Annotated in this window: 26 protein-coding genes and 1 tRNA gene; 16 read left to right on the top strand and 11 right to left on the bottom strand. The window is 57.1% G+C overall.

The features are described 5' to 3' along the window. Nucleotides 1–12 precede the first annotated feature (12 nt). A complete protein-coding gene (gene gloB / locus ACZRKO_RS12105) occupies nucleotides 13–768 on the bottom strand; it encodes a hydroxyacylglutathione hydrolase (RefSeq protein ID WP_463737403.1) in 756 nt (251 codons plus the stop codon). Between the two features lie 41 nt (nucleotides 769–809). Between gloB and ACZRKO_RS12100 the strand changes: the two genes are divergently transcribed. Further along, nucleotides 810–1,538: a class I SAM-dependent methyltransferase gene (locus tag ACZRKO_RS12100; protein ID WP_463737402.1), complete on the top strand. Its 729-nt coding sequence runs from the start codon at nucleotides 810–812 to the stop codon at nucleotides 1,536–1,538. A 78-nt stretch (nucleotides 1,539–1,616) separates the two neighbouring features. On the opposite strand, the gene rnhA is transcribed toward ACZRKO_RS12100, so the two are convergent. Continuing rightward, nucleotides 1,617–2,099: a ribonuclease HI gene (gene rnhA, locus ACZRKO_RS12095; RefSeq protein ID WP_463737548.1), complete on the bottom strand. Its 483-nt coding sequence runs from the start codon at nucleotides 2,097–2,099 to the stop codon at nucleotides 1,617–1,619. A gap of 54 nt (nucleotides 2,100–2,153) precedes the next feature. Between rnhA and dnaQ the strand changes: the two genes are divergently transcribed. Together dnaQ and ACZRKO_RS12085 are read left to right on the top strand one after the other, a co-directional pair. After that, on the top strand, nucleotides 2,154–2,903 hold the full coding sequence (dnaQ, locus tag ACZRKO_RS12090; protein ID WP_463737401.1) for a DNA polymerase III subunit epsilon: 750 nt from the start codon (nucleotides 2,154–2,156) through the stop codon (nucleotides 2,901–2,903). 126 nt (nucleotides 2,904–3,029) lie between these two features. Then, nucleotides 3,030–3,106, top strand: a tRNA-Asp gene (locus ACZRKO_RS12085). A 46-nt stretch (nucleotides 3,107–3,152) separates the two neighbouring features. Here the strand turns inward: ACZRKO_RS12085 and ACZRKO_RS12080 are convergent. The 4 genes from ACZRKO_RS12080 to ACZRKO_RS12065 all read right to left on the bottom strand — a co-directional run bounded on the left by ACZRKO_RS12080 (nucleotide 3,153) and on the right by ACZRKO_RS12065 (nucleotide 8,958). After that, complete coding sequence (locus ACZRKO_RS12080; RefSeq protein ID WP_463737400.1) at nucleotides 3,153–4,451, bottom strand: c-type cytochrome; 1,299 nt, start codon at nucleotides 4,449–4,451, stop codon at nucleotides 3,153–3,155. Between the two features lie 2 nt (nucleotides 4,452–4,453). Continuing rightward, nucleotides 4,454–6,745 carry a xanthine dehydrogenase family protein molybdopterin-binding subunit gene (locus ACZRKO_RS12075; RefSeq protein WP_463737399.1) on the bottom strand — a complete coding sequence of 764 codons (2,292 nt, stop codon included), beginning with the start codon at nucleotides 6,743–6,745 and terminating at the stop codon, nucleotides 4,454–4,456. Continuing rightward, on the bottom strand, nucleotides 6,742–7,215 hold the full coding sequence (locus tag ACZRKO_RS12070; protein ID WP_463737398.1) for a (2Fe-2S)-binding protein: 474 nt from the start codon (nucleotides 7,213–7,215) through the stop codon (nucleotides 6,742–6,744). The genes ACZRKO_RS12075 and ACZRKO_RS12070 overlap by 4 nt, the downstream gene beginning before the upstream one ends. Nucleotides 7,216–7,449: 234 nt before the next feature. Continuing rightward, complete coding sequence (locus ACZRKO_RS12065) at nucleotides 7,450–8,958, bottom strand: NCS1 family nucleobase:cation symporter-1 (RefSeq protein ID WP_463737397.1); 1,509 nt, start codon at nucleotides 8,956–8,958, stop codon at nucleotides 7,450–7,452. Between the two features lie 189 nt (nucleotides 8,959–9,147). Between ACZRKO_RS12065 and ACZRKO_RS12060 the strand changes: the two genes are divergently transcribed. Genes ACZRKO_RS12060 through puuE form a run of 3 tightly spaced genes read left to right on the top strand, consistent with a single transcriptional unit; the run spans nucleotide 9,148 to nucleotide 11,580 of the window. Then, on the top strand, nucleotides 9,148–9,882 hold the full coding sequence (locus tag ACZRKO_RS12060) for a GntR family transcriptional regulator (RefSeq protein WP_463737396.1): 735 nt from the start codon (nucleotides 9,148–9,150) through the stop codon (nucleotides 9,880–9,882). After that, nucleotides 9,882–10,649: an allantoin racemase gene (gene hpxA, locus ACZRKO_RS12055; protein ID WP_463737395.1), complete on the top strand. Its 768-nt coding sequence runs from the start codon at nucleotides 9,882–9,884 to the stop codon at nucleotides 10,647–10,649. The genes ACZRKO_RS12060 and hpxA overlap by 1 nt, the downstream gene beginning before the upstream one ends. Beyond that, nucleotides 10,642–11,580 carry an allantoinase PuuE gene (gene puuE / locus ACZRKO_RS12050; protein WP_463737394.1) on the top strand — a complete coding sequence of 313 codons (939 nt, stop codon included), beginning with the start codon at nucleotides 10,642–10,644 and terminating at the stop codon, nucleotides 11,578–11,580. The genes hpxA and puuE overlap by 8 nt, the downstream gene beginning before the upstream one ends. 716 nt (nucleotides 11,581–12,296) lie before the next feature. Here the strand turns inward: puuE and hpxZ are convergent. From hpxZ to ACZRKO_RS12030, 4 genes are read right to left on the bottom strand one after another with little or no spacing between them, the layout of a single operon-like run. Beyond that, complete coding sequence (gene hpxZ / locus ACZRKO_RS12045) at nucleotides 12,297–12,680, bottom strand: oxalurate catabolism protein HpxZ (protein WP_463737393.1); 384 nt, start codon at nucleotides 12,678–12,680, stop codon at nucleotides 12,297–12,299. Between the two features lie 19 nt (nucleotides 12,681–12,699). Then, complete coding sequence (locus ACZRKO_RS12040; protein WP_463737392.1) at nucleotides 12,700–14,100, bottom strand: AtzE family amidohydrolase; 1,401 nt, start codon at nucleotides 14,098–14,100, stop codon at nucleotides 12,700–12,702. Then, nucleotides 14,097–14,291: an oxalurate catabolism protein HpxX gene (hpxX, locus tag ACZRKO_RS12035; RefSeq protein ID WP_463737391.1), complete on the bottom strand. Its 195-nt coding sequence runs from the start codon at nucleotides 14,289–14,291 to the stop codon at nucleotides 14,097–14,099. Before hpxX ends, ACZRKO_RS12040 begins: the two co-directional genes overlap by 4 nt. A gap of 16 nt (nucleotides 14,292–14,307) precedes the next feature. Continuing rightward, a complete protein-coding gene (locus ACZRKO_RS12030) occupies nucleotides 14,308–15,894 on the bottom strand; it encodes a gamma-glutamyltransferase family protein (RefSeq protein ID WP_463737390.1) in 1,587 nt (528 codons plus the stop codon). 193 nt (nucleotides 15,895–16,087) lie between these two features. On the opposite strand from ACZRKO_RS12030, the gene ACZRKO_RS12025 reads away from it, so the two are divergent. The 10 genes from ACZRKO_RS12025 (at nucleotide 16,088) to pucL (ending at nucleotide 24,320) form a co-directional block, all read left to right on the top strand. Beyond that, nucleotides 16,088–16,927, top strand: coding sequence for a MurR/RpiR family transcriptional regulator (locus ACZRKO_RS12025; protein ID WP_463737389.1), 840 nt, complete (start codon nucleotides 16,088–16,090; stop codon nucleotides 16,925–16,927). Between the two features lie 232 nt (nucleotides 16,928–17,159). Beyond that, nucleotides 17,160–17,945 carry a transporter substrate-binding domain-containing protein gene (locus ACZRKO_RS12020; protein ID WP_463737547.1) on the top strand — a complete coding sequence of 262 codons (786 nt, stop codon included), beginning with the start codon at nucleotides 17,160–17,162 and terminating at the stop codon, nucleotides 17,943–17,945. Nucleotides 17,946–17,969: 24 nt separating this feature from the next. Further along, nucleotides 17,970–18,635, top strand: coding sequence for an amino acid ABC transporter permease (locus ACZRKO_RS12015; RefSeq protein WP_463737388.1), 666 nt, complete (start codon nucleotides 17,970–17,972; stop codon nucleotides 18,633–18,635). Nucleotides 18,636–18,637: 2 nt separating this feature from the next. Further along, nucleotides 18,638–19,288 (top strand): amino acid ABC transporter permease, encoded by a 651-nt coding sequence (locus tag ACZRKO_RS12010; protein ID WP_463737546.1) that lies wholly within the window; start codon nucleotides 18,638–18,640, stop codon nucleotides 19,286–19,288. Beyond that, nucleotides 19,288–20,037 carry an amino acid ABC transporter ATP-binding protein gene (locus tag ACZRKO_RS12005; RefSeq protein WP_463737387.1) on the top strand — a complete coding sequence of 250 codons (750 nt, stop codon included), beginning with the start codon at nucleotides 19,288–19,290 and terminating at the stop codon, nucleotides 20,035–20,037. Before ACZRKO_RS12010 ends, ACZRKO_RS12005 begins: the two co-directional genes overlap by 1 nt. A 36-nt stretch (nucleotides 20,038–20,073) precedes the next feature. Then, nucleotides 20,074–21,312, top strand: a complete 1,239-nt coding sequence (locus ACZRKO_RS12000; protein ID WP_463737386.1) for a pyridoxal-phosphate-dependent aminotransferase family protein — start codon at nucleotides 20,074–20,076, stop codon at nucleotides 21,310–21,312. Next, entirely contained in the window at nucleotides 21,312–22,559 is a 1,248-nt protein-coding gene (hpxK, locus tag ACZRKO_RS11995) for an allantoate amidohydrolase (RefSeq protein WP_463737385.1), read from the top strand. Before ACZRKO_RS12000 ends, hpxK begins: the two co-directional genes overlap by 1 nt. Then, nucleotides 22,556–23,056: a 2-oxo-4-hydroxy-4-carboxy-5-ureidoimidazoline decarboxylase gene (gene uraD, locus ACZRKO_RS11990; RefSeq protein WP_463737384.1), complete on the top strand. Its 501-nt coding sequence runs from the start codon at nucleotides 22,556–22,558 to the stop codon at nucleotides 23,054–23,056. The genes hpxK and uraD overlap by 4 nt, the downstream gene beginning before the upstream one ends. Further along, the gene (gene uraH / locus ACZRKO_RS11985) at nucleotides 23,049–23,399 is read left to right on the top strand and encodes a hydroxyisourate hydrolase (RefSeq protein ID WP_463737383.1); all 351 of its coding nucleotides are present in this window, start codon (nucleotides 23,049–23,051) and stop codon (nucleotides 23,397–23,399) included. The genes uraD and uraH overlap by 8 nt, the downstream gene beginning before the upstream one ends. Then, entirely contained in the window at nucleotides 23,400–24,320 is a 921-nt protein-coding gene (pucL, locus tag ACZRKO_RS11980; RefSeq protein WP_463737382.1) for a factor-independent urate hydroxylase, read from the top strand. It begins immediately after the preceding gene. A gap of 4 nt (nucleotides 24,321–24,324) precedes the next feature. On the opposite strand, the gene ACZRKO_RS11975 is transcribed toward pucL, so the two are convergent. Continuing rightward, nucleotides 24,325–25,596 carry a glutamine amidotransferase-related protein gene (locus ACZRKO_RS11975; RefSeq protein WP_463737381.1) on the bottom strand — a complete coding sequence of 424 codons (1,272 nt, stop codon included), beginning with the start codon at nucleotides 25,594–25,596 and terminating at the stop codon, nucleotides 24,325–24,327. Between the last annotated feature and the right edge of the window lie 53 nt (nucleotides 25,597–25,649).

Raw genomic sequence — 25,649 nt, 5'->3', positions numbered from 1 at the left:
CAACCTTGGGCATCAGAAGCTGTCTTTGAGTTGCCTTAGATGAGCAAAAACCTGCCAAGCTTGTTTTAACGGATTGTTAAGCTTTAATTTGTTTTGTAAATCAATATCATCGCATCGTAAAAAAAGGTTAATTTTACGCTCTAAACCGAGGGTTGTGGGCAGGGAAGGTTGTCCATTTTTCCGCATTTCCTGCACATTCCGTTCATGAGAATCAATATCATCATCATCCGGTAGTATGGACCGGGCAAACTTAAGATTTGAGAGAGTATACTCATGCGCCGCGCAGACCAAAGTATCATCAGGAAGCTGGGCTAGCTGTTGAAACGACTGGTACATTTGTTCGGCTGTGCCTTCGAACAGACGTCCGCATCCGGCGGAAAACATCGTGTCTCCGCAGAACAGATAAGGCGCGCTGTAGTATGAAATGTGACCTAATGTGTGTCCGGGCGTAGCAAAAATGCGCCACTTTACCCCCCCAATTTCGACCTCATCGCCATTTTTAAGAATTATCCGACCAATTTGGTCGGGAATCTCCGTGGGGCCGTACACTTTTACAGCAGGAAAGTGCGTCAAAATCTCGTTTACACCGTCCACATGGTCATGATGATGATGGGTGAGCAGGATGGCTGTGGGGGTTATATTGCGCATTTTTAAAGCGCTCAGCACCGGGGCTGCTTCACCGGGATCGACAATCAAACAGTTGCCGTTCTGGTCATCCAATAACCAAATGTAATTGTCCTGCAACGCGGGAATACTGATAAGATTCATAGGTAGCTCTCTTTGGCAAACGCTTGAAAGACGGAATAAATATGCAACCAGCCCGCACACGTAAAAAAATCACCGCACCGGTTTCATGGGAAGATATCCCCTGTGGTGAGTATTACCGTGCCGCGCTTGAGCAACATCTGCAAGCCTGGTGGGGCAAGTTATACGGTTTTCACCTGTTAAAGATTGGCAATTTGAGTGCAGAGCTTGATACCAGCAGCTGCCCGATTTCGCATCAGGTTAATATTGACGAAACGGGACCCAATCTCCATGTACAGGGCGATCCCTATAAGTTGCCTTTCGCCCATAAATCTGTGGATGCCTGCCTGCTTGCTCATACTTTAGCCTATGCCGAAGATCCGCACCGGATATTGCGAGAAGTGGATCGCGTGCTGATTGACGATGGCTGGTTGGTGATGAGCAGTTTCAACCCGCTAAGTTTGCTGGGTATGGGAAAAATGATGCCGTTTTTCCGCAAGCGTCAACCTTATTCCAGCCGAATGTTTACCCAGATGCGGTTGCTCGACTGGCTGGGATTGCTTAATTACGAAGTGATGTTCAAAACGCGTTTTCAGGTACTCCCATGGTGTCAAAAAGGCGGGGAAATGCTCAGTACGCACCTACCGGCGCTGGGATGTATGACGGTGATCGTCGCCCGCAAACGCACGCTGCCACTAACGCCAACTGCCAAAAAAGTACCGGCGCGGCGTCAGGCCATTCAGCAGGCCGTCGGCGCGAGCAGCAAGAGCTATCGTAAAGATTATAAGGAGTGATTTTTATGTGGGATGCTCCTTCTCCCCGCAAGAGGAGAAGGTTGTAAAACGAGGGGAGTAAAGCATTACAGACATGGCTTAACTTTCGGGCTTGTAACCCACATCGTCCAGCGTCGGATTGCCCGCCGCCTCTTTCGCCAACACGTCGCACCGCTCGTTTTCCGGGTGTCCGGCATGGCCTTTAACCCACATCCAGTTCAGCGTATGTCCCTGAATGGCGGCATCGAGGCGCTGCCATAAATCGACATTTTTCACCGGTTTTTTGTCCGCTGTTTTCCAGCCGCGTTTTTTCCAGTTGTGGATCCAACTGGTGATGCCTTGGCGGACATACTGGCTGTCGGTACTGAGCGTCACTTCGCACGGTGAACTCAGGGCTTCCAGCGCCACAATCGCCGCCATCATCTCCATGCGGTTATTGGTGGTTAGACGAAAGCCGAGGCTGAACTCTTTTTCGTGTTGCTTGTAGCGCAAAATTGCGCCAAAACCACCGGGGCCCGGGTTGCCAAGGCAGGAGCCGTCGGTGAAAATTTCTACCTGTTTGGTCATCTCTGGTAGACTCATCCGCAGAATGTAAAAGCCAAGTCTGACATAAACGAGCGCTGCGAGCACTGCAATATGATTTCTTCCCCTACCAGACAAATCGTTCTCGATACCGAAACCACCGGTATGAACAAACTCGGCGTCCATTACGAGGGACACCGCATTATCGAAATCGGTGCCGTCGAGGTGATCAACCGTCGCCTGACCGGGCGGAATTTCCACGTTTATCTCAAACCTGACCGTTTGGTGGATCCCGAAGCCTTCGGTGTTCACGGCATCAGTGACGAATTCCTGGCCGATAAACCGACCTTCGCCGACATTGCTGATGATTTTCTTGAGTATATTCGCGGCGGTGAACTGGTCATCCATAATGCGTCGTTCGACATCGGCTTTATGGACCACGAATTCGGTATGCTCGGGCGCGGCATCCCGAAAACCGACACCTTCTGCAAAGTCACCGACACCTTGCAAATGGCGCGCAAGCTGTTCCCCGGCAAGCGCAACAGCCTCGACGCATTAAGCGATCGTTACCTGATAGACAACAGCAAACGTACCCTGCACGGCGCGTTGCTTGACTCCGAGATCCTCTCCGAAGTCTATCTGATGATGACCGGCGGTCAGACCATCATGAAATTCTCCCATGAAGGCGACCAGAAAACCGGCGCAGACGGGCAGGGTACGCAGCGCGTCACCCGACCTGAGGCCGGGCTGAAAGTGATCCGCGCAAGCGATCAGGAAATCATCTGGCATGAAGAGAGGCTGGATCTGGTCGTGAAGAAAGGCGGGAGTTGCCTGTGGCGTCCTCAGCCGGCGGCAGAAGAGTAAGCGGTTGTCTTGAAAGTGGGCGGCTTGTGGAAAAACTGCGCAGTCGGCACGAAATGTCAGGAAAAGCATTGACGTAATAAGAGCCATTCCTTAATATCCGCTCCGTTCTTAACCAGAACACAGCGCGGAGCGGTAGTTCAGTTGGTTAGAATACCTGCCTGTCACGCAGGGGGTCGCGGGTTCGAGCCCCGTCCGTTCCGCCAACATTCAGAAGCCCTGAGTTAGCAATAACTCAGGGCTTCGTTGTTTTTACTTCCCTTCAGTTTCCTCTCTCAACTCCGTTACCCGCTTTTGCAGATCGCTCCACGGCGTTTTCCCGGCGTACTCTTCACGTAAATAATTCAGCAATACTGCAATTTGTGCATCGCTCAGGTTATATCTGAAGGCTGGCATAAAACCGAGATCGGCTTTGGCCGGGTTCTGAATACCGTCCAGAATCACCCTGATGGCGTTATCCGGCGTCGCGGCATACAGATTGGTGTTGAGCGCAAGGGAAGGGCGGACACCCACCATCTGCGCCCCTTTTTCCTGTGAATGGCAGGCCATGCAAGCGCCAGAGAACAGGCGTGCGCCTTCGCTGGCCAGCGGCTCGACTTTCGCTTCGGCCTGCTGATTCAGACTCTCTGCTTTATCTGCCGGCGCTTTCTGGCTTTGGAACGACGTCAGATAGGTCGCGATCGCATCGAGATCTTCCTGCGGCAGTTGCGACAGACCTTCATTAATCACTGGCGCCATCGGCCCGGCGGCGACGCCATGATTGGCGGAGTAGCCGCTTTGCATAAAGGTCACCAGATCTTCATGGCTCCAGTTTAGTGGAGAGTCAGAACCGGCGACCAGTGATGGCGCGCTCCAGCCTTCTGCTACGCCACCGGTCAGATGATTTCCCGCCCCTTTTTCCCCAAACATCAGGTTGCGGGGAGAATGACACGCGCTGCAGTGACCAAGCCCTTCGGTCAGATAGGCACCGCGTTGCCATTCGGCACTTTGCTGCGCGTCGGTATCCATCGGGCCGGGTTGCAGGAACAACCCGTTCCAGGTCACGATCCCCTGACGGATATTGAACGGGAAGTTCAGCTCGGTTTCCGGTGGCTGATATTTCACTGCGGGTTGTGACATCAGGTAGGCATATAGCGCCTCGAGATCGGTATCGCTGGTACGGGTAAACGCCGTATAAGGGAAGGCCGGATAAAGATAATGTCCTTCGCGATCCACCCCCAGACGCATGGCCCGCTTAAACGCGTCGAAAGACCATTTACCGATGCCGGTTTCCACATCCGGCGTAATATTGGTGGTGTAGATCGTCCCGAAGGGGATCTCCATCGCCAGCCCGCCGGTATTGCGCTTGCCGCCCGCCCGCGTATGACACACCGCGCAGTCGCCCAGATCGGCCAGCTTGCGGCCCTGCTCAATTTTCGCCGCGCTGAAAGTCTGTGTCCCCGGTGCCTTCAACGCAGGAATTTCCGGCTGCCAGCTGGCAATTGCCCCCGCGACGACAACGGCCACCACGGCCGCGCCACCCCATCCTGCCACTTTCTTTAACTTGGTCATCGTTATGATCCCTTAACCTGTTCTGACGTTCCCTGTGAGGCCGCACTCAGCGCTTTCAGTATTCGCTCTGGCGTGAACGGGACTTCGCGCATCCGCACGCCGAGCGCGTCAAACAGCGCATTGGCGACGGCAGCGGCGCTCGGTACTGAGGCGGATTCCCCTGCGCCCATCGGGGGTTCGTCCGGATAGTCCAGCAGTTGAATATCCACCTGTGGCAGTTCATCGAAACGCAGGATCGGGTAACCGCCCCAATCCAGTGACGTGGTACCCGCGTCATCAAAGGTGGCGAACTCTTTCAGCACGCGGCTGGTGGACTGAATAATATTGCCATGCACCTGATGACGAACCCCGGCGGGATTCACCATCCGGCCGCAGTCGTGGGCGACGAAAATCTTCTCTATCCTGATCTGACCCGTACGGCGGTTAACGCTGAGATCACACACCCAGGCGGCCCAGGCGGCACCAAAACCGGGAAATTTGCTGTGGAAATAGCGGGCATAAGCGAAACCACGTCCGGTGACGATCTCCTGATCTGCCGGAGCCGGTTTCCTGTGCGCGGGCCCCTCCTGCCAGTTGCACTGTTTTTTCAGCGCAGCGATAAGCTTGAGGGCGCGTTCGTCTTTCAGATATTGCAGGCGGTAAGCGATGGGATCCTGACCGGCGAGAAATGCCATTTCATCGATCCACGACTCATGTGCGAACACGTTCGGCAGGGCAGATACGCCGCGCATCCACGAGGCGCGCACCACCGGCGCGGTATCCTGTGCGATCACCCGCATGTGCGGGTATTCGTACTGAGGAATGGCGGTGCGATCTCCCATCTGCTGCACGTCGGCGACGTTGGCAACCTTACCGGTCAGCACCAGAGGCAACGTGACGGCATTGTTTGACGGGTAGCTGGTTCTCAGCTCATAGGCGGCCACCTGATTTTGCGAGTCCAGCCCACCGCGTACGCGGATCAACTGCCCGGTGCCCTTCGGCTCCCAGCCCGCTTCCTGTTCGCGCATGAGCTGCACGCGCACGGGTTTGCCGGTGGCCTGTGACAGCAGCACGGCGTCGGCGGTGACATCGTCGGCACAGTTACGGCCATAGCAGCCCGAGGCTTCCATCCGGTTGATGTGCACCAGCTCTGGTGCACGGCCGAGCAGTTTAGCCAGATCCTTGCGCAGGTCATGCGGGTTCTGGGTTCCGGACCACACCTCCGCTTTTTCGCTGTTCACATCCGCGACGGCGCAGGACGGTCCGATGGACGCGTGCAGATGATAAGGCCAGACATAGTCCACGTCGGCGCGGATATGCAGCGCGGCCAGTGCGGCGTCAGTGCCTGCATCATCGCGCAGCATTCGGTCCGTTTTTGGTATCGCGGCGAGGGTGTCGTGCAGTTTATCCAGAGACAGGTCAGGTAAACCGGCCCACTTCTTCCATTCAACTTTCAACTGACGCATGGCGGCAATCGCCTGCTCTTCGCGTTCGGTCACAATGCCGATGAAATCTTTGATCACCACGATTTTCACGATGCCCGGCAGATGCGTAATGGACGACGTATCGACCGAAATCAGGCTGTCGCCGAGCGGTGCGCTGCTGTCTGCCCCGGCGTAGGGCGGGCGAACTGCGCGCCCATGCAACATGCCGGGCAGGCGCATATCATGCACGTAAGTCAGCTGGCCGGTGACTTTGGCCGGGATATCCACGCGGGGTACCGGCTTGCCGACGTACTGGCTCTCCTGCACGCTTTTCAGCGGCGCGGATTTATCCAGTGGCAGATTGAGATCCTGCTCTTGCGCCAGCTGGGCATAACTCAGACGGCGTGCGGGGTGCGTCTCAACAAATACGAAACTCTGTTCGGCGCGCAAATGGTTGGCGGGAACATTCATGGCTTTGGCGGCCAGCGTGGTCAGCTTCTCACGCACCTGCGCGGCGGCCTGTCGCAGCGGCACGGCCGATACCTGTAAGGTGCTGCTGGCAATGGTCGGGCCCTGATCTGGTGTGCGGTTGGTATCGCCTAAAATCATGGTCACATCTTCAAAGCGCACGCCAATTTCATCAGCGACGATTTGCGCCAGTGATGTGCGCACGCCGGTACCTAAATCCACATGGCCGTTAAACGCGGTGACTTTGCCATCGGCCGACAGTGCAATAAAACTGTCCACGCGATCCAGCGGCAGGTCAGCCACGCGGGTTGTGGGTGATGTCGCGGCGGCCAGTGCGGATAACGGCGAAGCCAGCAGGCTGCTGACCATCACTACGCCACCCGACTGCAACAGACGGCGGCGGGTTAATTCCAGCGTCTTCATGCCTGTCCCCTTTCTGCCAGCAGTTCGCGAGCCTTGTTCGCGGCGCGTAAAATCTCCACATGCGTGCCGCAGCGGCACAGGTTGTAGGCCAGTTCGTTTTTAATCACTTCTTCGCTGGCGTGCGGATTGCGTTCAAACAGGGCGACCAGCGTCATGATCATGCCGTTGGCGCAATAACCGCACTGCGCGGCCTGCTCGTCGATAAATCCCTGTTGCACCGGATGCAGTTTTCCCTCATCCGCTAACCCTTCCAGCGTGGTGATGGATTTACCCTGAACGGCGGAGAGCGGAATGGAGCAGGAGCGGGCAGCGACGCCGTCGATAAGCACGGTGCAGGCACCGCATTCGCCTAATCCGCAGCCATATTTAGGGCCATTGAAGCCAAGATCGTTGCGCAGAATATAAAGCAGGGGGGTGTCGGCGGTGACATCGCTTAACGGGAGCATACGTCCGTTAACATTGATTTCCATTGAAATAAAACTCCATTTTCGGGCAGGCAATCCGAAAGCACGCCTGCCGCAGGTGATGCGTTATATAATCATGTTTAGTACGCTAATAATTAGCTTGCGTGACATGTGAATGTTATGTGAATTCGTTGGGGGAGTGATTAACAAAAGAAGGCAAACAGCAGGCGGAAATGAAAATGCAGGCAAGAATACAGAAAAATACCGCCGGAAATTTTCCGGCGGCGGGTTATCAGAAAATCACTCTTTACTCATTTCGGCTTTCATAAAGCCCACTGACGGGCTGGCGGCACGGTCATGACGGGCGATGAAACGGTAGCTGCCACCGGCCAGAAACGCGCCGATAAACCAGCTGAAATTTGCCACCTGATGCAGCCCCGGCGTGAAGCTGATGAACAGGCCAATCAGTACCGCAGGCACCAGCGCCATGATGGCTTTCGGGTTGAAGCCATTTTTATACCAGTAACGGCCGGACGGTGTGGCGTTGAACAGGGCATCAACGTCCATATGGCCGCGCTTAATCAGATAATAATCCGCCAGCAAAATTCCAAACAACGGCCCGATAAAGGCACCCAGTACATCCAGCGTGTAATGGATGATTTCCGGTGACTGGAACAGATTCCACGGCGTCAGCAATACGGAACCGACGGCGGCGATCATACCACCGGTGCGGAAACTGATTTTCTGTGGTGAGCAGTTGGAGAAGTCAAAGGCCGGTGATACGAAGTTCGCCACGATATTTATGCCGATGGTGGCGATAATCATGGTCAGCAGGCCGAGCGCCACCGCAACGCTGTTACCCACGCGGCTGACGGTTTCGATAGGGTCAGTGATCATCTGGCCGAACAGCGACTGGGTACCGGACACAATCACCACGGTCACAATGGAGAACAGCAGGAAGTTAAATGGCAGACCCCAGCGGTTACCGCGGCGGATCTCGCTCATGCTCTTACCGTAGCGGGAGAAATCGCCAAAGTTGAGCAGCGGGCCGGAGAAGTAAGAGACCACCAGCGCGGTGGCGGTAAGCATTTCCCAGCCCTGCTGGCCAACGGTCAGCGTCTTGCTCGACAGGGTGAAAGAGATATTGCTCAGCCCGGTTTTATACAAAATCCATCCCGCCAGCATCAGCATCACCACGTAGACGGCAGGTCCGGCGATATCAATAAAGCGCTTAATCGCGCTCATGCCGTGCCAGAACACCATCGCCTGCAACACCCACATAATGCCGAAACAGATCCAGCCCATCGCCGACAGCCCGAGCCAGTGCGGCACGGTCAGTGGTGTCAGTGACGGGAAGAACTTCAGCAACACCAGCATCAGTGCGCTGGCCGCCAGATAGGTCTGAATACCGTACCAGGCGAAAGCGATGAGCCCGCGGATCACTGCCGGAATATTGGCCCCGAACACGCCAAAGGCCTGACGGCAAATCACCGCATAAGGCACGCCCGCTTGCTGGCTTGGTTTTGCCACCAGATTAGCACACACCTGCACGATGCAGATCCCGCACAACAGACACAGCAGCACCTGCCAGCTCGATAAACCCAACGCGAAGAAGCTGGCGGCAACCACATAACCGCCCATGCTGTGCACATCCGACATCCAGAAAGAAAATATGTTGTACCAGCTCCAGTTTTGGTGACGGGTTGGGGCTAAATCGTCATTACACAGCCGCGGGCTGTAATGCGGTTTAATAATGCCCGCGCTCATTTCCGGCGAGGCACTGGCGGAAGAGATTTCCTGGTTTGGCATAAATCGTGCTCCTGTCATAAACACCGTGTCGAAAGAGGGAAGCCGCAAAGGCGGCGGTCCAAAAAATAAAGCCGTCACGAATGCAGTGCAGGATCCAGGCCATAATTGATTTTTTGTATACAATAATTGCTTTTCACGTATACGATTAATCATTCAAACGGCTCACCATTGAAAACCGGAGTGGCAGCAATGACCAGTTGGAACGGGCTGAATACGGCCTATTTTATCGAGGATAAGGACGACCATATCTACAACGCGCTGGTGAAATCGATCGTTGAGCATCAGCTTTTGCCGGGCAGTAAATTGCCGGAAGAGGCGCTGGCGCAGGCTTTTTCTGTCAGCCGTACTGGCATTCGCCGCGTATTGCAGCGCCTTGCGGCGGTGCAGCTGGTGACGCTGCTGCCCAAACGTGGTGCGCACGTCACCACGCCGGATGCTGATGAGTCCCGCGATGTGTTCTCCACGCGAAAAATTCTGGAGTGCGCCAACCTGCCGCAGGTGATCGCACACTGTCAGGATCCGCATCTGGCGGCGCTGAAAAAGCTGGTGGAAGAGGAGAAACGCGCGCATGAAGAGCGAAACGGCGCAGCGGCGATCCGTCTTTCTGCCGCCTTTCACGTGCAGTTACAGGCCGTCTCCGGCAACAAAGTGCTGACCGAAGCCGTATCGCAGCTCACCTTGCGCTCCTCGCTGGCGATTGCCGCCTGGGGCGCGCCGTGGCAACAGGGCTGTCGCTGCACCGACCACGATGACCTGATCGCTTTACTGAAAAAACGTGACGCTCAGGGGCTGGCTGACAGCATGGCGCACCATTTTGACCACATCCTTGCCAGCCTGCGCTTTGAACCCCTCCACGGCGAAACGCCGGACTTCATGCACCTGTTTGCCGGGCACGCGGCGCAAACCAATAAGGAGCCAGGCTGATGCCGACAACCTCGCGATCGCTTTGTATACAACTGATCAACCCGAATACCAGCCTGGCGATGACTGAAGTGATGGCGGCCACCGCCCGTCAGGTTGCTGCACCGGGTACCGACATTCTGGCGGTCTGTCCGGCAGAAGGTGCGCCGTCGATTGAGGGCCATTTTGATGAAGCTATTGCGGCTATCGGCGTTTTACAGCAGATAAAAGCCGGGCGCGAGGCGGGTGTTGACGGGCATATTATTGCCTGCTTCGGCGATCCGGGTCTGCTGGCCGCGCGTGAACTGGCGTGCGCGCCGGTGATTGGGATTGCTGAGGCCGCCATGCATATGGCGACCCTGCTGGCGACGCGTTTTTCCATCGTCACGACCTTACCCCGCACGCTGACCATCGCCCGGCACCTGCTTCATCAGTACGGTTTCGAACGTCACTGCGCCGCGCTGCACGCCATCGACCTGCCGGTATTGTCACTGGAAGACGGCAGCGGGCTGGCGCAGCAGAAAGTTCGCGAGCAGTGCATTGCCGCCAAAAAATCCGACGGCAGCGGGGCGATTGTCCTTGGTTGCGGTGGCATGGCGGATCTGGCACAGGAATTGACGCTGGAGCTGGGGATCCCGGTGATCGACGGCGTCAGTGCGGCGGTCAAAATGATCGAATCTCTGGCCGCGCTGCGCCTGACCACCAGTAAACATGGCGATCTTGATTTTCCGCTGCAAAAGCCGCTTTCGGGCCGTTTTAAGGATCTGAACATGAGGGATCAGTATGTCTGACATTGACTACCGCTTTACCGAAAACTACCCGCGTGATCTCATTGGTTACGCCGGACGCCCTCCGCACGCCAACTGGCCGGGCAATGCGCGTATCGCGGTGCAGTTTGTGCTCAATTATGAAGAAGGCGGCGAGAATAATGTCCTGCACGGTGACGCCGGATCCGAGCAGTTTTTGTCTGACATTATTGGCGCGGCGAGTTTCCCTGACCGCCATATGTCGATGGATTCCCTCTACGAATACGGTTCACGTGCCGGTTTCTGGCGCATTCATAATGAGTTCCAAAAGCGCGGTTTGCCGCTGACCATTTTCGGCGTTGCCATGGCATTAGCGCGCAACCCGGAAATCGTCAGTGCGATCAAAGCGGCCGACTACGACGTGGTCAGCCACGGCTGGCGCTGGATCCACTATCAGGACATGAGTAAAGCGCAGGAAACTGAGCACATGCAAAAAGCGGTCGCGATTCTCACTGACTTGTTCGGTAAAGCCCCGCTCGGTTGGTATACCGGCCGTGACAGCCCGAACACCCGCCAACTGGTGGCACAATCTGGCAGTTTTCAGTACGACAGCGACTACTACGGCGACGACCTGCCGTTCTGGACGCCGGTCAAACTCGACAGTGGCGAAATCAAACAGCATCTGGTGATCCCTTACACCTTAGAAACCAACGATATGCGTTTCGCTTCCCCGCAGGGCTTCAACACCGGTGAACAGTTTTATACCTATCTGAAAGACACGTTCGACGTGCTGTATGAAGAGGGCGAAACCCGCCCGAAGATGATGTCGATAGGTATGCACTGCCGGATATTGGGGCGTCCGGGACGTTTTCGTGCGTTACAAAGGTTTCTCGATTATGTCGAATCGCACGACAGGGTTTGGATCTGCAAGCGGCAGGAAATTGCGGATCATTGGGTTAAACATTTCGGTGTTTAATTTCGATTTCATTTTTCGATTTCATCTTTGAAATTCAAATTCAAGGCCGTGGGCGTCGGCCCACACCGACCAGGGGCGAGAGCCGCCTAACCTGCTTTTAAATTCAACGTCAAGATCTTGGGTTGCCACCCAAACCGGCCTTAAGAGGCGCCTATCGCCGCGCCTCTTAAGAATCTCCGGCTCTTTTAAAAACAGCAGCTGCGCTGGTCACAATGGCCGTGTTTCAGTCACCGCTGTTACAGCCGCAAACTCCGCCGCTCCGCGGTTATCTCATTTCGGGTTCGGACCAGCTCGAATAAAAACCTCTCACTGTTTCTCACCGCTCACTCGACGTCGTTTTGAACGCGGCCGAGGTTTTTTCAAATTCAAATTCAAATTCAAATTCAAATTCAAATTCAAAACCTGATCTATTTTTGTCTTTTAAAAAAGCCAAGGCCGCATTCAAAAATGGCGCTGAGCAAGAGGTTCGAGACCTTAGGCTCGAAACCCGTAGCGAAGGCACCGCCTAAGCGGCGACATTTTGCGGCTATCACTTTGGCATCTGAAACACGGCCATTGTGACCCGCGTAGCTGCGGTGTTGCAGCAGCAAAAAAACGCAGGATTCCAAAGGGTTTCGTTTAAAACCCTTTGGGCCCGTGTGGGCGGGGAGCCCACGACCTTGAATTTGAATCGGAATTTAAAAATTGGCCGGTTTGGGCGGCAGCCCAAGATGATGTCAAACCATCAGGCTGACGTGTGCCGCTACAATTTTCCAGCCACTCGGCATCTTCACCCAGGTCTGCTGCTGTCTCCCGACTTTGTCAGAATTCTCGCGCCGAAACTCAGTGCTGGCGACGGCCATGTCATCCCCAAACGTGGTGATTGTCGTGTTGATCAAATCGCGATCTAACCCCTGCGGGGGACGCGCGGCGCGAAACGCCCGGATGGCGTCGATGCCGTAAAGATTTTCCCCTGCGCCATAGCGTACAGTGCGCGGGTCATGCCAGAACAGTTCGTCGAGCACGTCGGTGTCATTGCTGATCAGCGCCTGTTCATAACGATAAAACGCCGCGTTCATTTCGGCCAGAATGGCCGGGCGGTCGATATTGTCAGTTTTCATTCTGCGTTCTCTGGTTAATTTATGCTGTAACCGGTGAGGCCAATACCTTCACCAAACCCTGCTGCTCGAGCGCCCAGGCGGCGCGCAGGCAGAGGTCTTCCCGCCACGGCGGGGCGATCAGCTGTAAGCCTATCGGTAAACCGCGGGCGGTCATCAGTGGCACCGACACCACCGGCAGGCCGAGGAAAGAGATCGGCTGCGTCAGCATACCCATGCTGGCGCGGGTGGGCAGGTCGGTGTCGTTAATTCTTATCGTTTCCTGACCAATCAGCGTGGCGCTACACGGCGTGGATGGCGCAATGAGAATGTCCCAATGCTCGAACAGCGGTAAAACCTGTTGCTGGAACTGGTGGCGGAAACGCTGGGCCTGAACATACCACGCGGCGGGGATCATCGCCCCGGCTAATAAGCGTTCCCGTGACAACGGTTCAAACTGCTGTGGAATGCTGCGTAACAGCGGTAAATACTGGTTTCCGCCCTCGGAGGCGGTGATCAGAAACGCCGCTGAGCGGGCCAGTTCGGCCTGTGGCATTTCAACTTCTTCCTGCGCGTCCAGCGCTTTTGCTACCTGTTGCACGGCGGCTTTGGCATCGCTGTCGCACCACGTCGAAAAATAGCCACCGAGCACCGCCGTGCGTAATCCCTGCTGACCGTGAGTCAGGCGGCTGAAGGTTTCGGTGGTGGGTTTATCGGCCTGAAAAGCGTCCTGCGGATCCGTGCCCTGCATGGCGTCGTAGACTTGCGAGAGATCGGCCGCGCAGCGCGCCATCGGGCCGATGTGATCCAGACTGGCGACGAACGGCTGGCTGCCGCTGCGCGAAATCCGCCCGAAGGTAGGTTTCAGACCCAGAATACCTGAGAGCGATGCGGGCACGCGGATCGAGCCGTTGGTGTCGCTGCCGAGCGCGAAATGCACCAGACCGGCGGCCACGGCAGCGGCGGAACCACCGGAAGACCCTCCGGCAATACGGCTGATATCGCGCGGGTTATGGGTCACGCCGTAATGGCTGTTTTCGGTGGTGAAACCGTAAGCGTAGGCGTCCATATTGAGCATGCCGGAGAGCATCGCCCCCTGACTGGTCAGGCGCGACACCGCCCAGGCATCGTGCTTCGCCACCGGATTGCTGCTGTTAAGGCTGGCGCCGGCCAGCGTCACTTCGCCAGTCACGTCGAGCAGGTTTTTGACCGCATAAGGCACGGCGGCGAGGGGCGGTAATGGAGCTCCGCTGGCGCGCAGCCGGTCGATTTTCGCCGCTTCGCACAGCATCCTGTCACGGGTGACACAGGTGAAGGCGTTCAGCGTCGGGTCGCTCTGTTCGATGTTATCCAGCGTCGCGCTGGCGATTTCGCTGGCCGACACATCGCCGCTTTGCAGTGCATGATGCAACTGGCTGATCGTCAAATCTTCGCAGGATTTCATGCTCTGTACACCCCGGCAACTTCCAGACGCGGATCCAGCGGCAGCGCCATCAGCGGCTCTGCCATTTGCGCGATGCGGCTAAACTGCACCAGCACTTCCTGGCGACGTGCGTCGTCGAGTTCCAGTGCCAGAACGGATTCCATCTGGCTGACATAGGCGGCCCAGTCGGTCACGGCGGATCTGTTTTTCATAGTATCTCCTTGCTGATTAAAAACCGGCGGCGCTGCCGTTGCTGCGCGGATCAAATGCGCCTTCGAACATCCCGTTGGTGTGACGCACGATGGCACCGGCGTGGCCGACGGCTTCGCTGAAATCAGGTAGCAACTCCACGTCATGCCCCCGCTGACGCAGCCCGGCCAGCGTGGCATGGCCGAAGCGTCCTTCCAGTTTCAGTGAATCCGAGCTTTCGCCCCAGGTGCGGCCGAGCAGCCAGCGCGGACCGCTGATGGCCTGCTGTAAGGGCTGGCCCTGCACCACGTGGCGGATAAACACCGCCGCCTGTGTTTGTGGCTGGCCGTCGCCGCCCATCGAGCCGTAAACCATGGTGCGTCCATCGTATAAACGGGCGGCGGCCGGATTGAGCGTGTGGAATGGTTGTTTGCCCGGCGCCAGTGCCAGCAGATGGTCGGCGTCGAGACTGAATGACGCGCCACGGTTCTGCCACAGGACGCCGCTGCCCGGCAGTACCACGCCGCTGCCAAATTCGTGATAGATGCTCTGAATGAAGGAGACCGCCAGTCCGCTGCTGTCCATTACGCCCATCCAGACGGTATCGCCGGGGCCTTTCCCCTTGCCCCAGTCGGCGGCACAGTGCGGATTAATTCGGGTGGCGAGGGCGTCGAGATAGTGCGGATCGAGCAGACTCTGGGCGTCCTGTGCCATCATTTTCGGATCGGTAATAAAGCGATCGCGCAGGCCGAAGGCCAGCTTAGTGGCTTCGACCACGCTGTGAATGGTGGCGCCTTCGTCCATAGTCTCCAGCGGCAGACGGTCGGTCAGGCCGAGGATCGCCAGCGACACCAGCCCCTGCGTCGGCGGCGTCAGGTTGAACACTTCCCCTTTGCTGTGTTTCAGGCGCAGCGGAATGCGGCGCTGCGGGCGGTAGGTCGCCAGATCGTCGAGCGTCAGCGGCATCCCCAGCTTATGCATATCGGCGGCCATACTGGCAGCCAGTTCGCCGCGGTAGAAGCTGTCCAGACCGTCGTCACACAGGATGGAAAGGGTAGAGGCCAGCTGCGGCTGAGTGAAACGCTGACCGGCGCGCGGTACCTCACCGTTCGGCAGAAAAACCTCGGCGAAGGAGCGGATATCTTGCAGTTCGTGCTGTTTGGCGCGGGTGGCAGATTCTTGTGACGCGGTGACCGGAATGCCGTCGGCGGCGTAGCGGATCGCATCACGCAGCAGGCGGGGCAGCGGTTTTTGCTCGCCGCCAAATTCGGCGGAGACCTTCAGCGCTTCCTGCCAGCCGCCCACGGTTCCGGCGACGGTCAGGGCGGCTCTTGGGCCACGGTGCGGGATGTGGCTTTCACCGGCGTAAAAATCGAGCGTGGCATGGGTTCCGGCGGCGCCGCTGGCGTCAATGGCGACCGGATTGCCCTGCGGTGGCACAATCAGCCAGAAGCCGTCGCCGCCCAGACCGTTCATATGCGGGTAGACCACCGCAATGGTCGCCGCCGCAGCCACCATCGCTTCAATAGCATTGCCGCCTTCGCGTAGTACGGCCAACGCGCTCTGACTGGCGAGATGATGAGGGGTGACCGCCATACCGAGCGGTGAACTGTTACTGTGGATCATGCCTGACACCTTTTTTGTGGGCCGACGCACGCAGGGAGTGCGTCTTTTTGGCTCTCTTCGTCATAAGAGCAAGCAAGAGGTGTTCCAGATTGGTGAGGAATAGCGATTTTCGTGAGTAATTTATCTTGTAATGATAAGTGCAGCGCATGGTATGTTGCGCTCAAACTGAAACATTGGTTACAGAGAGCGGAAGATGAAACAGATTGATGAACGCCTGCGCGACCACTATCCGGCGCTGACGCCGCAGGAGCAGCGGGTGGCGGATTTTATCTTTGCCAATATTGATGACCTGATGAGCTACAACAGTGCAGAGCTGGCGCGTCTGAGCCACGTGTCTAAGGCCACGGTCAGCCGGTTGTTTAAACGCCTGGGTTACCCGAGCTACCGGGATATGCGCGATGAAGTCCGCACCCTGCGACAGAGCGGAATGCCGCTGACCGACAGCCGTGATGCGGTGCAGGGCAACACGCTGTTGTCGCGCCACTATAAGCAGGAGATGGCGAACCTGACCCAGTGGATTAACCAGATTGATGAGCAGCAGTTCAGCGCCGTGATCGCCGCGCTGAGTCAGGCGCGACAGGTGCGTCTGCTCGGTTTTCGCAACAGCTATCCGGTGGCGCTGCACCTTCGCCAGCAGCTATTGCAGGTGCGTCCCGGCGTACTGATGATGCCGCAGCCGGGCCAGACGCTGGCGGAAGAACTGGTGGATCTGACGCCGCAGGACGTGGTGATTTTTGTGGCTTTCCGCCGCCGTCCGCGCGCCGCGCGGGCAATTCTTACGCAGTTGCAAACACTGAGCGTCCCGGTGCTGCTGATTTGCGAACCGCAGGCGCAGGCGCTGTTGCCACTGGCACGCTGGCATCTGGCCGCCGTGCTCGACAGCGTGTCGGCGTTTGACTCCTACTCCGCGGCCATGAGTCTGGCGAATTTGCTGAGCAACGCACTGTTGCATGAAATGCTGGTCTCCGGCCGCCAGCGCATTCATCAAATTACTGACCTCTACAGCGACCTGGACGAACTGGAACAGCGCTGAGCCGCGCTGTTTTGGTGCCTTCGCCCAGTTTCAGTGCGCATCTCGCCCTCTAAACGCACTTTCTCTGCTTCTCTCCGATGCAGAGGATCTTTCCCGCACCCTCTCTCACCACACTAAACCGTGACTTATCTCCCATTTCATTGATAGCACAGCGTTGGCACATTAGTTGCAGAATGCCTGTTAAAAGAATCTATCGTTTCACAAATTCAACCACCGGAGATAATCTATGAACATGAACAAGCGGCTTTTAGCATGGGCAGGTGCGGCAATGTTGGTTCTGCAGGCATCTGGCGCGATGGCCGATCAACTGCAAGATATCCAGAAGCGCGGTGTGTTACGCGTCGCCATTCCGCAGGATTTCCCGCCGTTTGGGTCGGTCGGTAAAGATCTACAGCCGGAAGGTTATGACATCGATATGGCGCATTATCTGGCCGACAAAATGAAACTTAAGTTGCAACTGGTGCCGGTCAGCAGCGCCAACCGCGTGCCTTATCTGCAAACCGACAAAGTGGATCTGGTGATCTCCAGCCTCGGTAAAAACGCCGAGCGTGAAAAAGTGATCGATTTCAGTAACGCCTACGCACCGTTCTTCCTGGGTGTATTTGGCGCGAAAGGCGACAAACTGGTGGATCTGAAAGAACTGTCCGGCAAAACCATCGGCGTGACCCGCGGCGCGGTGGAAGATCTGGCGCTGACCGATGTGGCGCCGAAAGACGCCAAAATTCAGCGCTATGAAGACAATAACACCACGCTGTCGGCCTATCTGTCCGGGCAAGTGGAGTACATCGCAACGGGCAACTTAGTGGTTGCGGCGATTGCCCGTATGAATCAGGCCAAAGCACCTGAATCTAAAGTGATGCTGAAAGATTCGCCGTGTTTTGTGGGCTTGCGTAAAGACGAACCGGCGCTGAAAGAGAAAGTGAATGCACTGATTGCCGAAGGCGTGAAAGACAAGACGCTGAACACGTTGTCCGAAAAATGGATGAAGGCGCCGCTGCCCGCTTCCATTGGCGCGTGATCCGCAGTTTGATGAGGAAATTTCATGACCTATCAGCTTAACTTTAGCGCGCTGTGGCCTTACATGCCGGAGCTGTTGGCCGGCTTATGGACCACTATTGAGCTGACGGTGATGGCAACGGTGGGCGGCGTCGCGATTGGGATCTGCGGTGCCGCCATCCGCTGCGGTAATAACAAAATGTTGCGCACGGTGTGGGGGATTTATGTCGAAGCCATCCGTAATACGCCCTTTGTCGTGCAGCTTTTTTTCATCGTATTTGGTCTGCCCGCCATCGGCCTGAAAATGACCGCCGGTGAGGCAGCCCTGCTGGCGATGCTGATTAACCTCGGCGCGTACAGCACCGAAATTATCCGCGCCGGCATTCAGGTGACGCCCAAAGGCCAATGGGAAGCGGGGCGCGTGCTGGGGCTGACCCGCCGCCAGACGTTTTTGCGCGTGGTGCTGCCGCCGTCGCTCAAACGTATTTACCCGGCGCTGGTCAGTCAGTGCATCATTGTGATGCTGGGTTCTTCGGTGGTGTCGCAGGTCTCTTATGAAGAGCTGACCTTCGCCGCGAACCTGATTCAATCGCGCACCTTCCTGAGCTTCGAGGTGTATCTGGTCACCACGCTGTTCTATCTGCTGCTGTCGGTGGCGATGCGCCAGCTGCTGCTGTTCGCCGGACGCCGTTTCTTTGGGAGCTACAGCTGATGATGACCTTTACCGACTGGGACATTGTGCGCAACCTGCTGCTGGCGGCGCGATGGACGATTTTACTTTCGCTGACTGCGTTTATCGGCGGCACGCTGGTGACCTTACCGCTGCTGCTGATGCGCCTGGGTAAAGGGCGCTGGCCGACGCGTTTTGTGCGTCTGTATTCAGAACTGTTTCAGGGAACGCCGCTGCTGATGCAGCTGTTTCTGGCCTTCTTCGGCCTCGGGCTGTTCGGCATCGACGTCAGCCCCTGGACCGCTGCCGCGCTGGCGCTCACTTTGTATACCAGCGCCTATCTGGTGGATATCTGGAGCGGCAGTATCGACGCGCTGCCGAAAGGCCAGTGGGAAGCCTGCCGCTGTCTGGGCCTCAGTTTTGGTCAGACGTTATGGCGGGTAATTGCCCCGCAGGCGCTGCGCATTGCCATTGCGCCGACCGTCGGCTTTTCCGTGCAGGTGATCAAAGGCACGGCGCTGGCGTCGATTATCGGTTTCGTCGAACTGACCAAAGCCGGAACGATGCTCAATAACGTCACCTTTGAGCCGTTTAAAGTGTTCGGGTTAGTGGCACTCGGCTACTTCCTGATGTGTTACCCGCTCTCGATGTATAGCCATTACCTCGAGAAAACCTTGCGTGGAGAGACAAAATAATGCCGTTGATCACGATTAATCAGGTTCAAAAATATTACGGTCAGAACCACGTACTGAAAGGGGTGGATCTGGATATCGACGGCGGGGAAGTGATCTCTATCATTGGCCGCAGTGGCTCGGGTAAAAGCACCCTGCTGCGCTGCATCAACGGACTGGAAGGGTATCAGGACGGCAGCATCAAGCTCGGCGGCATGACCATCACCCACCGCGATTCACAGGCGCGTGAAATCAGCCGCTCGGTGGGCATGGTGTTTCAGAATTTCAATCTCTTCCCGCACATGACGGCGTTGGAAAACGTCATGCTGGCACCGCGCCGCGTGCTGGGGAAATCTGCCGCCGAATGCCGTGAACTGGCGGCGCAGATGCTGACCAAAGTCGGTCTGGATGATCGTATGGATTATTACCCGGCCAATTTATCCGGCGGGCAGCAACAACGCGTAGCCATTGCTCGCGCACTGGCGATGAATCCGAAAGTGCTGCTGTGCGACGAGATCACCTCGGCGCTGGACCCTGAGCTGGTCGGTGAGGTGCTGAAAGTGCTTGAGCAACTGGCGAAAGAGGGCATGACGCTGGTGCTGGTCACCCACGAAATGAATTTCGCCCGCGAAGTGGGCGACCGCGTGGTGTTTATGCATCAGGGCACCGTGTGGGAACAGGGCGAAAGCCGGGCGCTGTTTGCTCATCCGCAAACCGCCGAACTCAAACAGTTTATCGCTTCAGTACGTGGGCTCGCAGATGCCTCAGTCTGACAATATTGATTTTTCACAAACATTAAAGGACTAACTATGTTGGATATAAAAACGCTTGGACAAATCAACCCGCCAACCCGACTGCTGATGGGGCCGGGGCCAATCAACGCCGACCCACGCGTGCTGCGGGCGATGAGCAGCCAGCTGATCGGCCAGTACGATCCGGTCATGACCGGCTATATGAATGAAGTGATGGCGCTGTACCGCGCACTGTACAAAACCGAGAATCAGTGGACCTTCCTGATCGACGGCACCTCGCGCGCGGGTATTGAAGCGGTGCTGCTGTCGGGCATTCGTCCCGGCGACAAAGTGCTGGTGCCGGTGTTTGGCCGTTTCGGTCATCTGCTGTGTGAAATCGCCCGCCGCTGCCGCGCTGAAGTCCACACCATTGAAGTGCCATGGGGCGAAGTGTTTGAGCCGCAGCAAATTGAAGACGCCATCAAATCCGTCAAACCGCGCTGGCTGCTGACCGTGCAGGGCGACACCTCAACGACGATGTTGCAGCCGCTGGAACAGCTGGGCGAGATGTGCCGCCGCCACGGCGTGCTTTTTTACTCTGACGCCACGGCCTCTTTCGCCGGTAACCCGATGGAAACCGATGCGTGGGGATTAGACGCCGTCTCTGCCGGTTTACAAAAATGCCTCGGCGGCCCATCAGGCAGTTCGCCGGTCACCCTCAGCCCACGCTTTGAAGAGCAGATCCGCCGCCGTAAATGTGTCGAAGAGGGGATCCGCACGGCCGAGCACGCCGACGGCGACGAAGAGATGATCTACTCCAACTATTTCGATCTCGGCATGATCATGGACTACTGGGGCCCGGAGCGTCTGAACCATCACACCGAAGCGACCAGCATGCTGTTTGCTGCCCGCGAATGCGCCCGCGTTATTCTCGAAGAAGGACTGGATAACAGTATTGCGCGCCACAAGCTGCACGGCGGCGCGCTGCTGGCCGGTATTCAGGGGATGGGGCTGGAGGTGTTCGGCGACCTCAATCACCGGATGAACAACGTGCTTGGTGTCGTGATCCCGCAGGGCGTTCACGGCGAACAGGTACGCCAGATGATGCTCAACGATTTCTCGATTGAAATCGGCACATCCTTTGGTCCGCTGGCGGGTAAAATCTGGCGCATCGGTACCATGGGGTATAACGCCCGCAAATATTGCGTCATGCAGACGCTGGTGGCGCTGGAAGCGGTATTGCACCGCCTCGGTTTTGCCTCGAAATACGGCGCAGGTTCTCAGGCTGCATGGGATCACTACACGGGAGGCCAGTAATGGTTGAGGCTTCCACGCTGACCGCTGCACAGCGGGTGATGGCCCGCTGCGACGCGCTGGCTGAAATCAGTGAAACACCGGGTCAGTTGACCCGGGTTTACCTTTCGCCGGAGCATCTGCAGGCCAACCGTCTGGTGGGCGAATGGATGACTTCAGCGGGTATGCACAGCTGGACTGACAGCGTCGGCAACGTGTGCGGGCGCTATGAAGGGCGCGATCCTTCCGCGCCTGCACTGCTGCTCGGCTCGCACCTCGACAGCGTGCGCAATGCGGGACGCTACGACGGCCCGCTCGGCGTGCTGACCGCTATTGAAGTGGTGGCGCATCTGCATCAGAACGGTATCCGCTTGCCGATGGCGGTCGAAGTGGTGGGTTTTGCCGACGAAGAAGGCACCCGCTTTGGTATCACGCTGCTCGGCAGCCGCGGGCTGACCGGCACATGGCCGGAGGGCTGGCTGCAACGCACCGACGCGCAGGGGATCTCCGTCGCCAGCGCCATGCAAAACATCGGGCTGGATCCGCGGAATATTTTGCAATCGCGACGGGCGATCAATGCCTTCTGCGCCTATCTGGAATGCCATATCGAACAGGGGCCCTGCCTGCAAAGCGCAGATTTACCGCTCGGCGTGGTGACGGCCATTAATGGCGCACGTCGACTGAACTGCCGTTTCACCGGTCAGGCCGGACACGCCGGAACCGTGCCGATGGGCCAGCGTCAGGACGCCCTGACCGCCGCCGCCGAATGGACGCTGGCGATTGAAAGCATCACGACCGCCAGAGGCACCGATTTAGTGGCAACCGTCGGCCATATTCAAGCGCTGCCCGGCGCGGTGAACGTCATTCCCGGTCTGGTGAATCTGTCCCTCGACGTGCGCGGGCCACAGGATGACCTGCTCAACACGTTGCTGGCCGAACTGCTGGAAAAAGGGCAGGAGATCGCCCGCCGCCGCGGGCTGACTTTCGACGCCGAGCAGTTTTATGGCATTAATGCCACCGCCTGCGATCCAGGTTTACAGCAGCGCCTGAATCACAGCGTAACGCAGTTACAAGGTACGCCGATGCTCTTACCGAGCGGTGCGGGACACGACGCCATCGCCATTGCTGAATGCTGGCCAGTGGGCATGCTGTTTGTGCGCTGTAAGGACGGCATCAGCCATCACCCGCTGGAGTCGGTCACGGCCGACGATGTGGCGGCCGCCACTCAGGCTTATATCAATACGGTGCTGAGCTTCGGGGAGGGGATATGACGTTGGCGGAGTTTAATACGTTATCCGAATTAGAAGCCTTTGGCCTGCTCCGCCCGCTGGTGAATATTCCCGCGTGGGCGGAGACGGTCTGCGCGGCGCGGCCCTTTGCTGCGCTTGAGCAGGCACTTCTTGTCGCTGAACATGCCGCGCAGGCGTGGCAGCCGCAAGATATTAATCAGGCGCTGGCGGCGCACCCGCGCATTGGCGAATGCGCTTCTGGTGCCAGTAAAGAGGCACAGCTTTCACGAGGCGAACAGGCGACGCTCAATATCTCTCAACAACAGATTATCGATGCACTGCAACAGGGCAATCATGCCTATGAACAGCGCTTCGGGCAGGTGTTTTTGATCCGTGCGAAAGGGCGCAGTGCGCAGGAAATCCTCGAAAACCTGCAACGGCGTTTGCTCAATTCGCCGCAGGATGAGCAGGCCGAAACCGCAGAGCAACTGCGCCAGATCACCTTATTGCGATTTAAGGAGTGCTTCATTCATGACTGATCCCGCGCGCACCAACGTCACCACCCATATTCTCGATACCTCGCTCGGAAAACCGGCAGTAGGCATCACCGTCTGGCTGGAGAAAATAACCGGCCATGATTCACTCTTCATCCATAAAAGTGTCACTGACGCCGATGGCCGCGTGGGGAAATTAACCCCAGAGGGCATTGAATCAGGGCATTACCGACTTTATGCCGACATTGGCGCGTATTTTGCTTCTTCTCAAACAGAGACGCTGTACCCCTTAGCCATTATCGACGTGACTATTTCCGCCGGACAGTCTCATTACCATTTGCCGTTATTAATAACGCCATTTTCCTGGTCAACGTATAGAGGAAGCTGAATGATGACTTCAGGCGATCTGCTTTATTCAGACAACATTGTGTTAGGTGCCAACCAATATGGCAAAGCGGAATGCCGTTTAGTCAAAGTGACCCGCGACAGCGAACGTCATGAGATTGAAGATTTAAGTATTACGTCACAGCTGCGCGGGGATTTTGCCGATGTGCATCTGTATGGCGATAACGCCAACTGCCTACCGACCGATACGCAAAAAAACACCGTCTATGCCTTCGCGCGCGACGGCGTCGGCTCACCGGAAGATTTTCTGCTGCGTCTGGGGCATCATTTCACCGCTAACGTTGACGCGGTATCGGGCGGGCACTGGGCCGCTGAGCAGTATCAGTGGCAGCGAATCAGCGTGAATAATCAACCGCACAATCACGCGTTTGTGCGCAGCGGGCAGGAGACGCGCACCGCCAACGTCACCGTCGATGGCGACAATATCTGGGTGATTTCCGGGCTGACCGGGCTGGTGGTGCTGAAATCTACCGGGTCCGAATTCCACGGTTTCCAGCGCGACAAATACACCACGCTGCCCGACGCGCACGACCGTATTCTGGCAACGTCAGTTACGGCGCACTGGCGCTATCTGAGTGAAAAGCAGGATTTCAACGGCATGTATGAAAAAGTGAAAAGCATCCTGCTGGCAACCTTCGCCAGCCTGCACTCACTGGCGCTGCAACAGACCATGTATGCCATGGGTAAAGCGGTGCTGGAAGCCTGCCCTGATATCGCTGAAATTAAATTCTCTATGCCGAACAAACACCATTTCAATGTCGATCTGGGCGCGTTCGGGCTGGATAATCCGAACGAAGTATTCTTCGCCGCCGACCGTCCTTATGGTTTGATCGAAGCAACGGTTCAGCGTGAAAGTACCCGCGCAACGCCGCTGGCCTGGACGTCCGTCACGGGTTTCTGTTAATCCCTCAGCCCATCGAAAAATAGGGGGGCTTCAGCCGCACGCTTTTAGTCAACGCGGCGTGGCTGACGTCGCGCTGACGGTTGCACTGGCGCACCTCTTGCAGGAATGCCATCAGCAGCGGGTTAGGGCGTTCGCGCCGCGACTGTAAATCAGGCTGCCCCTGCACACCGACATAGAACGGATGGTCTTGCAGTTCTATGGCTTCAGCGCCGGTACCTTTTTCATCACTGGCGCTGATACGCAGTCCGGCGCCATGCAGTGCGTCCAGCAACAGCGGGTTGAGGCTCCAGCGCTGGTTATAGCGCAGGGTAGCCTGATGGCCCAGCATCTGTTCAGCGCGACTGTCGGGCTGACAATATACAGGCTGATTCCCCAGACGCTGCTGCGGCGGATTGCCCAGCGGCAGGCTGGTTTGCAGCGCATTCAGCGCAGAGGGGCCGTGCATGACCACGCGTTCCTGCCCCAGTATCTGCTGGCCCAGCGCGGCCACCATCATATGCATTCCCTGATTAATTCCCAGCAGCGGCACGCGGTTTTCCATCGCCCAGGTGGCAACGGCGAGCTGTCCGGCCAGCGGGCTTTCCCCGGCACTGTTCAGCATGCCTGGCAACAGAATGCCATCCACGTCAAACAGCGTGCAGTCGAGCTGGCTGCCGATGAGGTTTGGGGTGATATAAACGACATCAATGCTCAATGCCAGTGCATCGGCGGCATCTCCCAGTGCAGCAAGCATCGCCGGATAGCTGTCGCGGTGCTCGGCAAAATCTCCCACTAACGCCACGCGCAGTTTCTTTCCTGCGCGCATCACCGGCTGTAAAACCGAGCCAAGTGCCCAGCGCCCGAAGGCGTCGCGCCCCCAGCCGTTGCTGCGAATTTTGCCGCTCACGGTGTCTTCGAGCTGAAATTTATCCTGCTGTTTCACCACCCGGAGTGACTCGACGGGGATACCCTTTTCTGCGGCGGCCCGGGCTAATTCCTCACTCATCGGCCGCGCAGACGGCACCACAATGTCTTCTCTTAATGCGCGTTTTATCAGGGTGTTAAGGTCAGATTCAGTGCCCGCATCGCGCCCTGTCAGGCGTTCGAGCCACACCAGCCCGCTGGTCAACTGATGCCCCTGTGCGGTGACGTGCTGGCGCGCATTGACGAAACGTTTTGCATCATGAGTAACAGGCAGGTGACATAGCGGTAACGCACGCAGTTCAGCAAGTATCGCGGCCATCGCGCCGTACAAAGCGGGTTCGGGCGTGGAGTGAGCAATAAAGGTGATGGTCATCAGTAAGCCTCTGTCAGATGTTTTTAGCGGAGGGATTGAATGCAAGAAGCGAT

It is taken from the genome of Ewingella sp. C233 (assembly GCF_055407225.1).
This window is presented reverse-complemented; position numbering and strand designations above follow the sequence as displayed.

Coding starts and splice junctions, on each gene's coding strand:
- gloB (WP_463737403.1), bottom strand. CDS start 768: ATGAATCTTATCAGTATTCCCGCGTTGCAGGACAATTACATTTGGTTA.
- ACZRKO_RS12100 (WP_463737402.1), top strand. CDS start 810: ATGCAACCAGCCCGCACACGTAAAAAAATCACCGCACCGGTTTCATGG.
- rnhA (WP_463737548.1), bottom strand. CDS start 2,099: ATGAGTCTACCAGAGATGACCAAACAGGTAGAAATTTTCACCGACGGC.
- dnaQ (WP_463737401.1), top strand. CDS start 2,154: ATGATTTCTTCCCCTACCAGACAAATCGTTCTCGATACCGAAACCACC.
- ACZRKO_RS12080 (WP_463737400.1), bottom strand. CDS start 4,451: ATGACCAAGTTAAAGAAAGTGGCAGGATGGGGTGGCGCGGCCGTGGTG.
- ACZRKO_RS12075 (WP_463737399.1), bottom strand. CDS start 6,745: ATGAAGACGCTGGAATTAACCCGCCGCCGTCTGTTGCAGTCGGGTGGC.
- ACZRKO_RS12070 (WP_463737398.1), bottom strand. CDS start 7,215: ATGGAAATCAATGTTAACGGACGTATGCTCCCGTTAAGCGATGTCACC.
- ACZRKO_RS12065 (WP_463737397.1), bottom strand. CDS start 8,958: ATGCCAAACCAGGAAATCTCTTCCGCCAGTGCCTCGCCGGAAATGAGC.
- ACZRKO_RS12060 (WP_463737396.1), top strand. CDS start 9,148: ATGACCAGTTGGAACGGGCTGAATACGGCCTATTTTATCGAGGATAAG.
- hpxA (WP_463737395.1), top strand. CDS start 9,882: ATGCCGACAACCTCGCGATCGCTTTGTATACAACTGATCAACCCGAAT.
- puuE (WP_463737394.1), top strand. CDS start 10,642: ATGTCTGACATTGACTACCGCTTTACCGAAAACTACCCGCGTGATCTC.
- hpxZ (WP_463737393.1), bottom strand. CDS start 12,680: ATGAAAACTGACAATATCGACCGCCCGGCCATTCTGGCCGAAATGAAC.
- ACZRKO_RS12040 (WP_463737392.1), bottom strand. CDS start 14,100: ATGAAATCCTGCGAAGATTTGACGATCAGCCAGTTGCATCATGCACTG.
- hpxX (WP_463737391.1), bottom strand. CDS start 14,291: ATGAAAAACAGATCCGCCGTGACCGACTGGGCCGCCTATGTCAGCCAG.
- ACZRKO_RS12030 (WP_463737390.1), bottom strand. CDS start 15,894: ATGATCCACAGTAACAGTTCACCGCTCGGTATGGCGGTCACCCCTCAT.
- ACZRKO_RS12025 (WP_463737389.1), top strand. CDS start 16,088: ATGAAACAGATTGATGAACGCCTGCGCGACCACTATCCGGCGCTGACG.
- ACZRKO_RS12020 (WP_463737547.1), top strand. CDS start 17,160: ATGAACAAGCGGCTTTTAGCATGGGCAGGTGCGGCAATGTTGGTTCTG.
- ACZRKO_RS12015 (WP_463737388.1), top strand. CDS start 17,970: ATGACCTATCAGCTTAACTTTAGCGCGCTGTGGCCTTACATGCCGGAG.
- ACZRKO_RS12010 (WP_463737546.1), top strand. CDS start 18,638: ATGACCTTTACCGACTGGGACATTGTGCGCAACCTGCTGCTGGCGGCG.
- ACZRKO_RS12005 (WP_463737387.1), top strand. CDS start 19,288: ATGCCGTTGATCACGATTAATCAGGTTCAAAAATATTACGGTCAGAAC.
- ACZRKO_RS12000 (WP_463737386.1), top strand. CDS start 20,074: ATGTTGGATATAAAAACGCTTGGACAAATCAACCCGCCAACCCGACTG.
- hpxK (WP_463737385.1), top strand. CDS start 21,312: ATGGTTGAGGCTTCCACGCTGACCGCTGCACAGCGGGTGATGGCCCGC.
- uraD (WP_463737384.1), top strand. CDS start 22,556: ATGACGTTGGCGGAGTTTAATACGTTATCCGAATTAGAAGCCTTTGGC.
- uraH (WP_463737383.1), top strand. CDS start 23,049: ATGACTGATCCCGCGCGCACCAACGTCACCACCCATATTCTCGATACC.
- pucL (WP_463737382.1), top strand. CDS start 23,400: ATGATGACTTCAGGCGATCTGCTTTATTCAGACAACATTGTGTTAGGT.
- ACZRKO_RS11975 (WP_463737381.1), bottom strand. CDS start 25,596: ATGACCATCACCTTTATTGCTCACTCCACGCCCGAACCCGCTTTGTAC.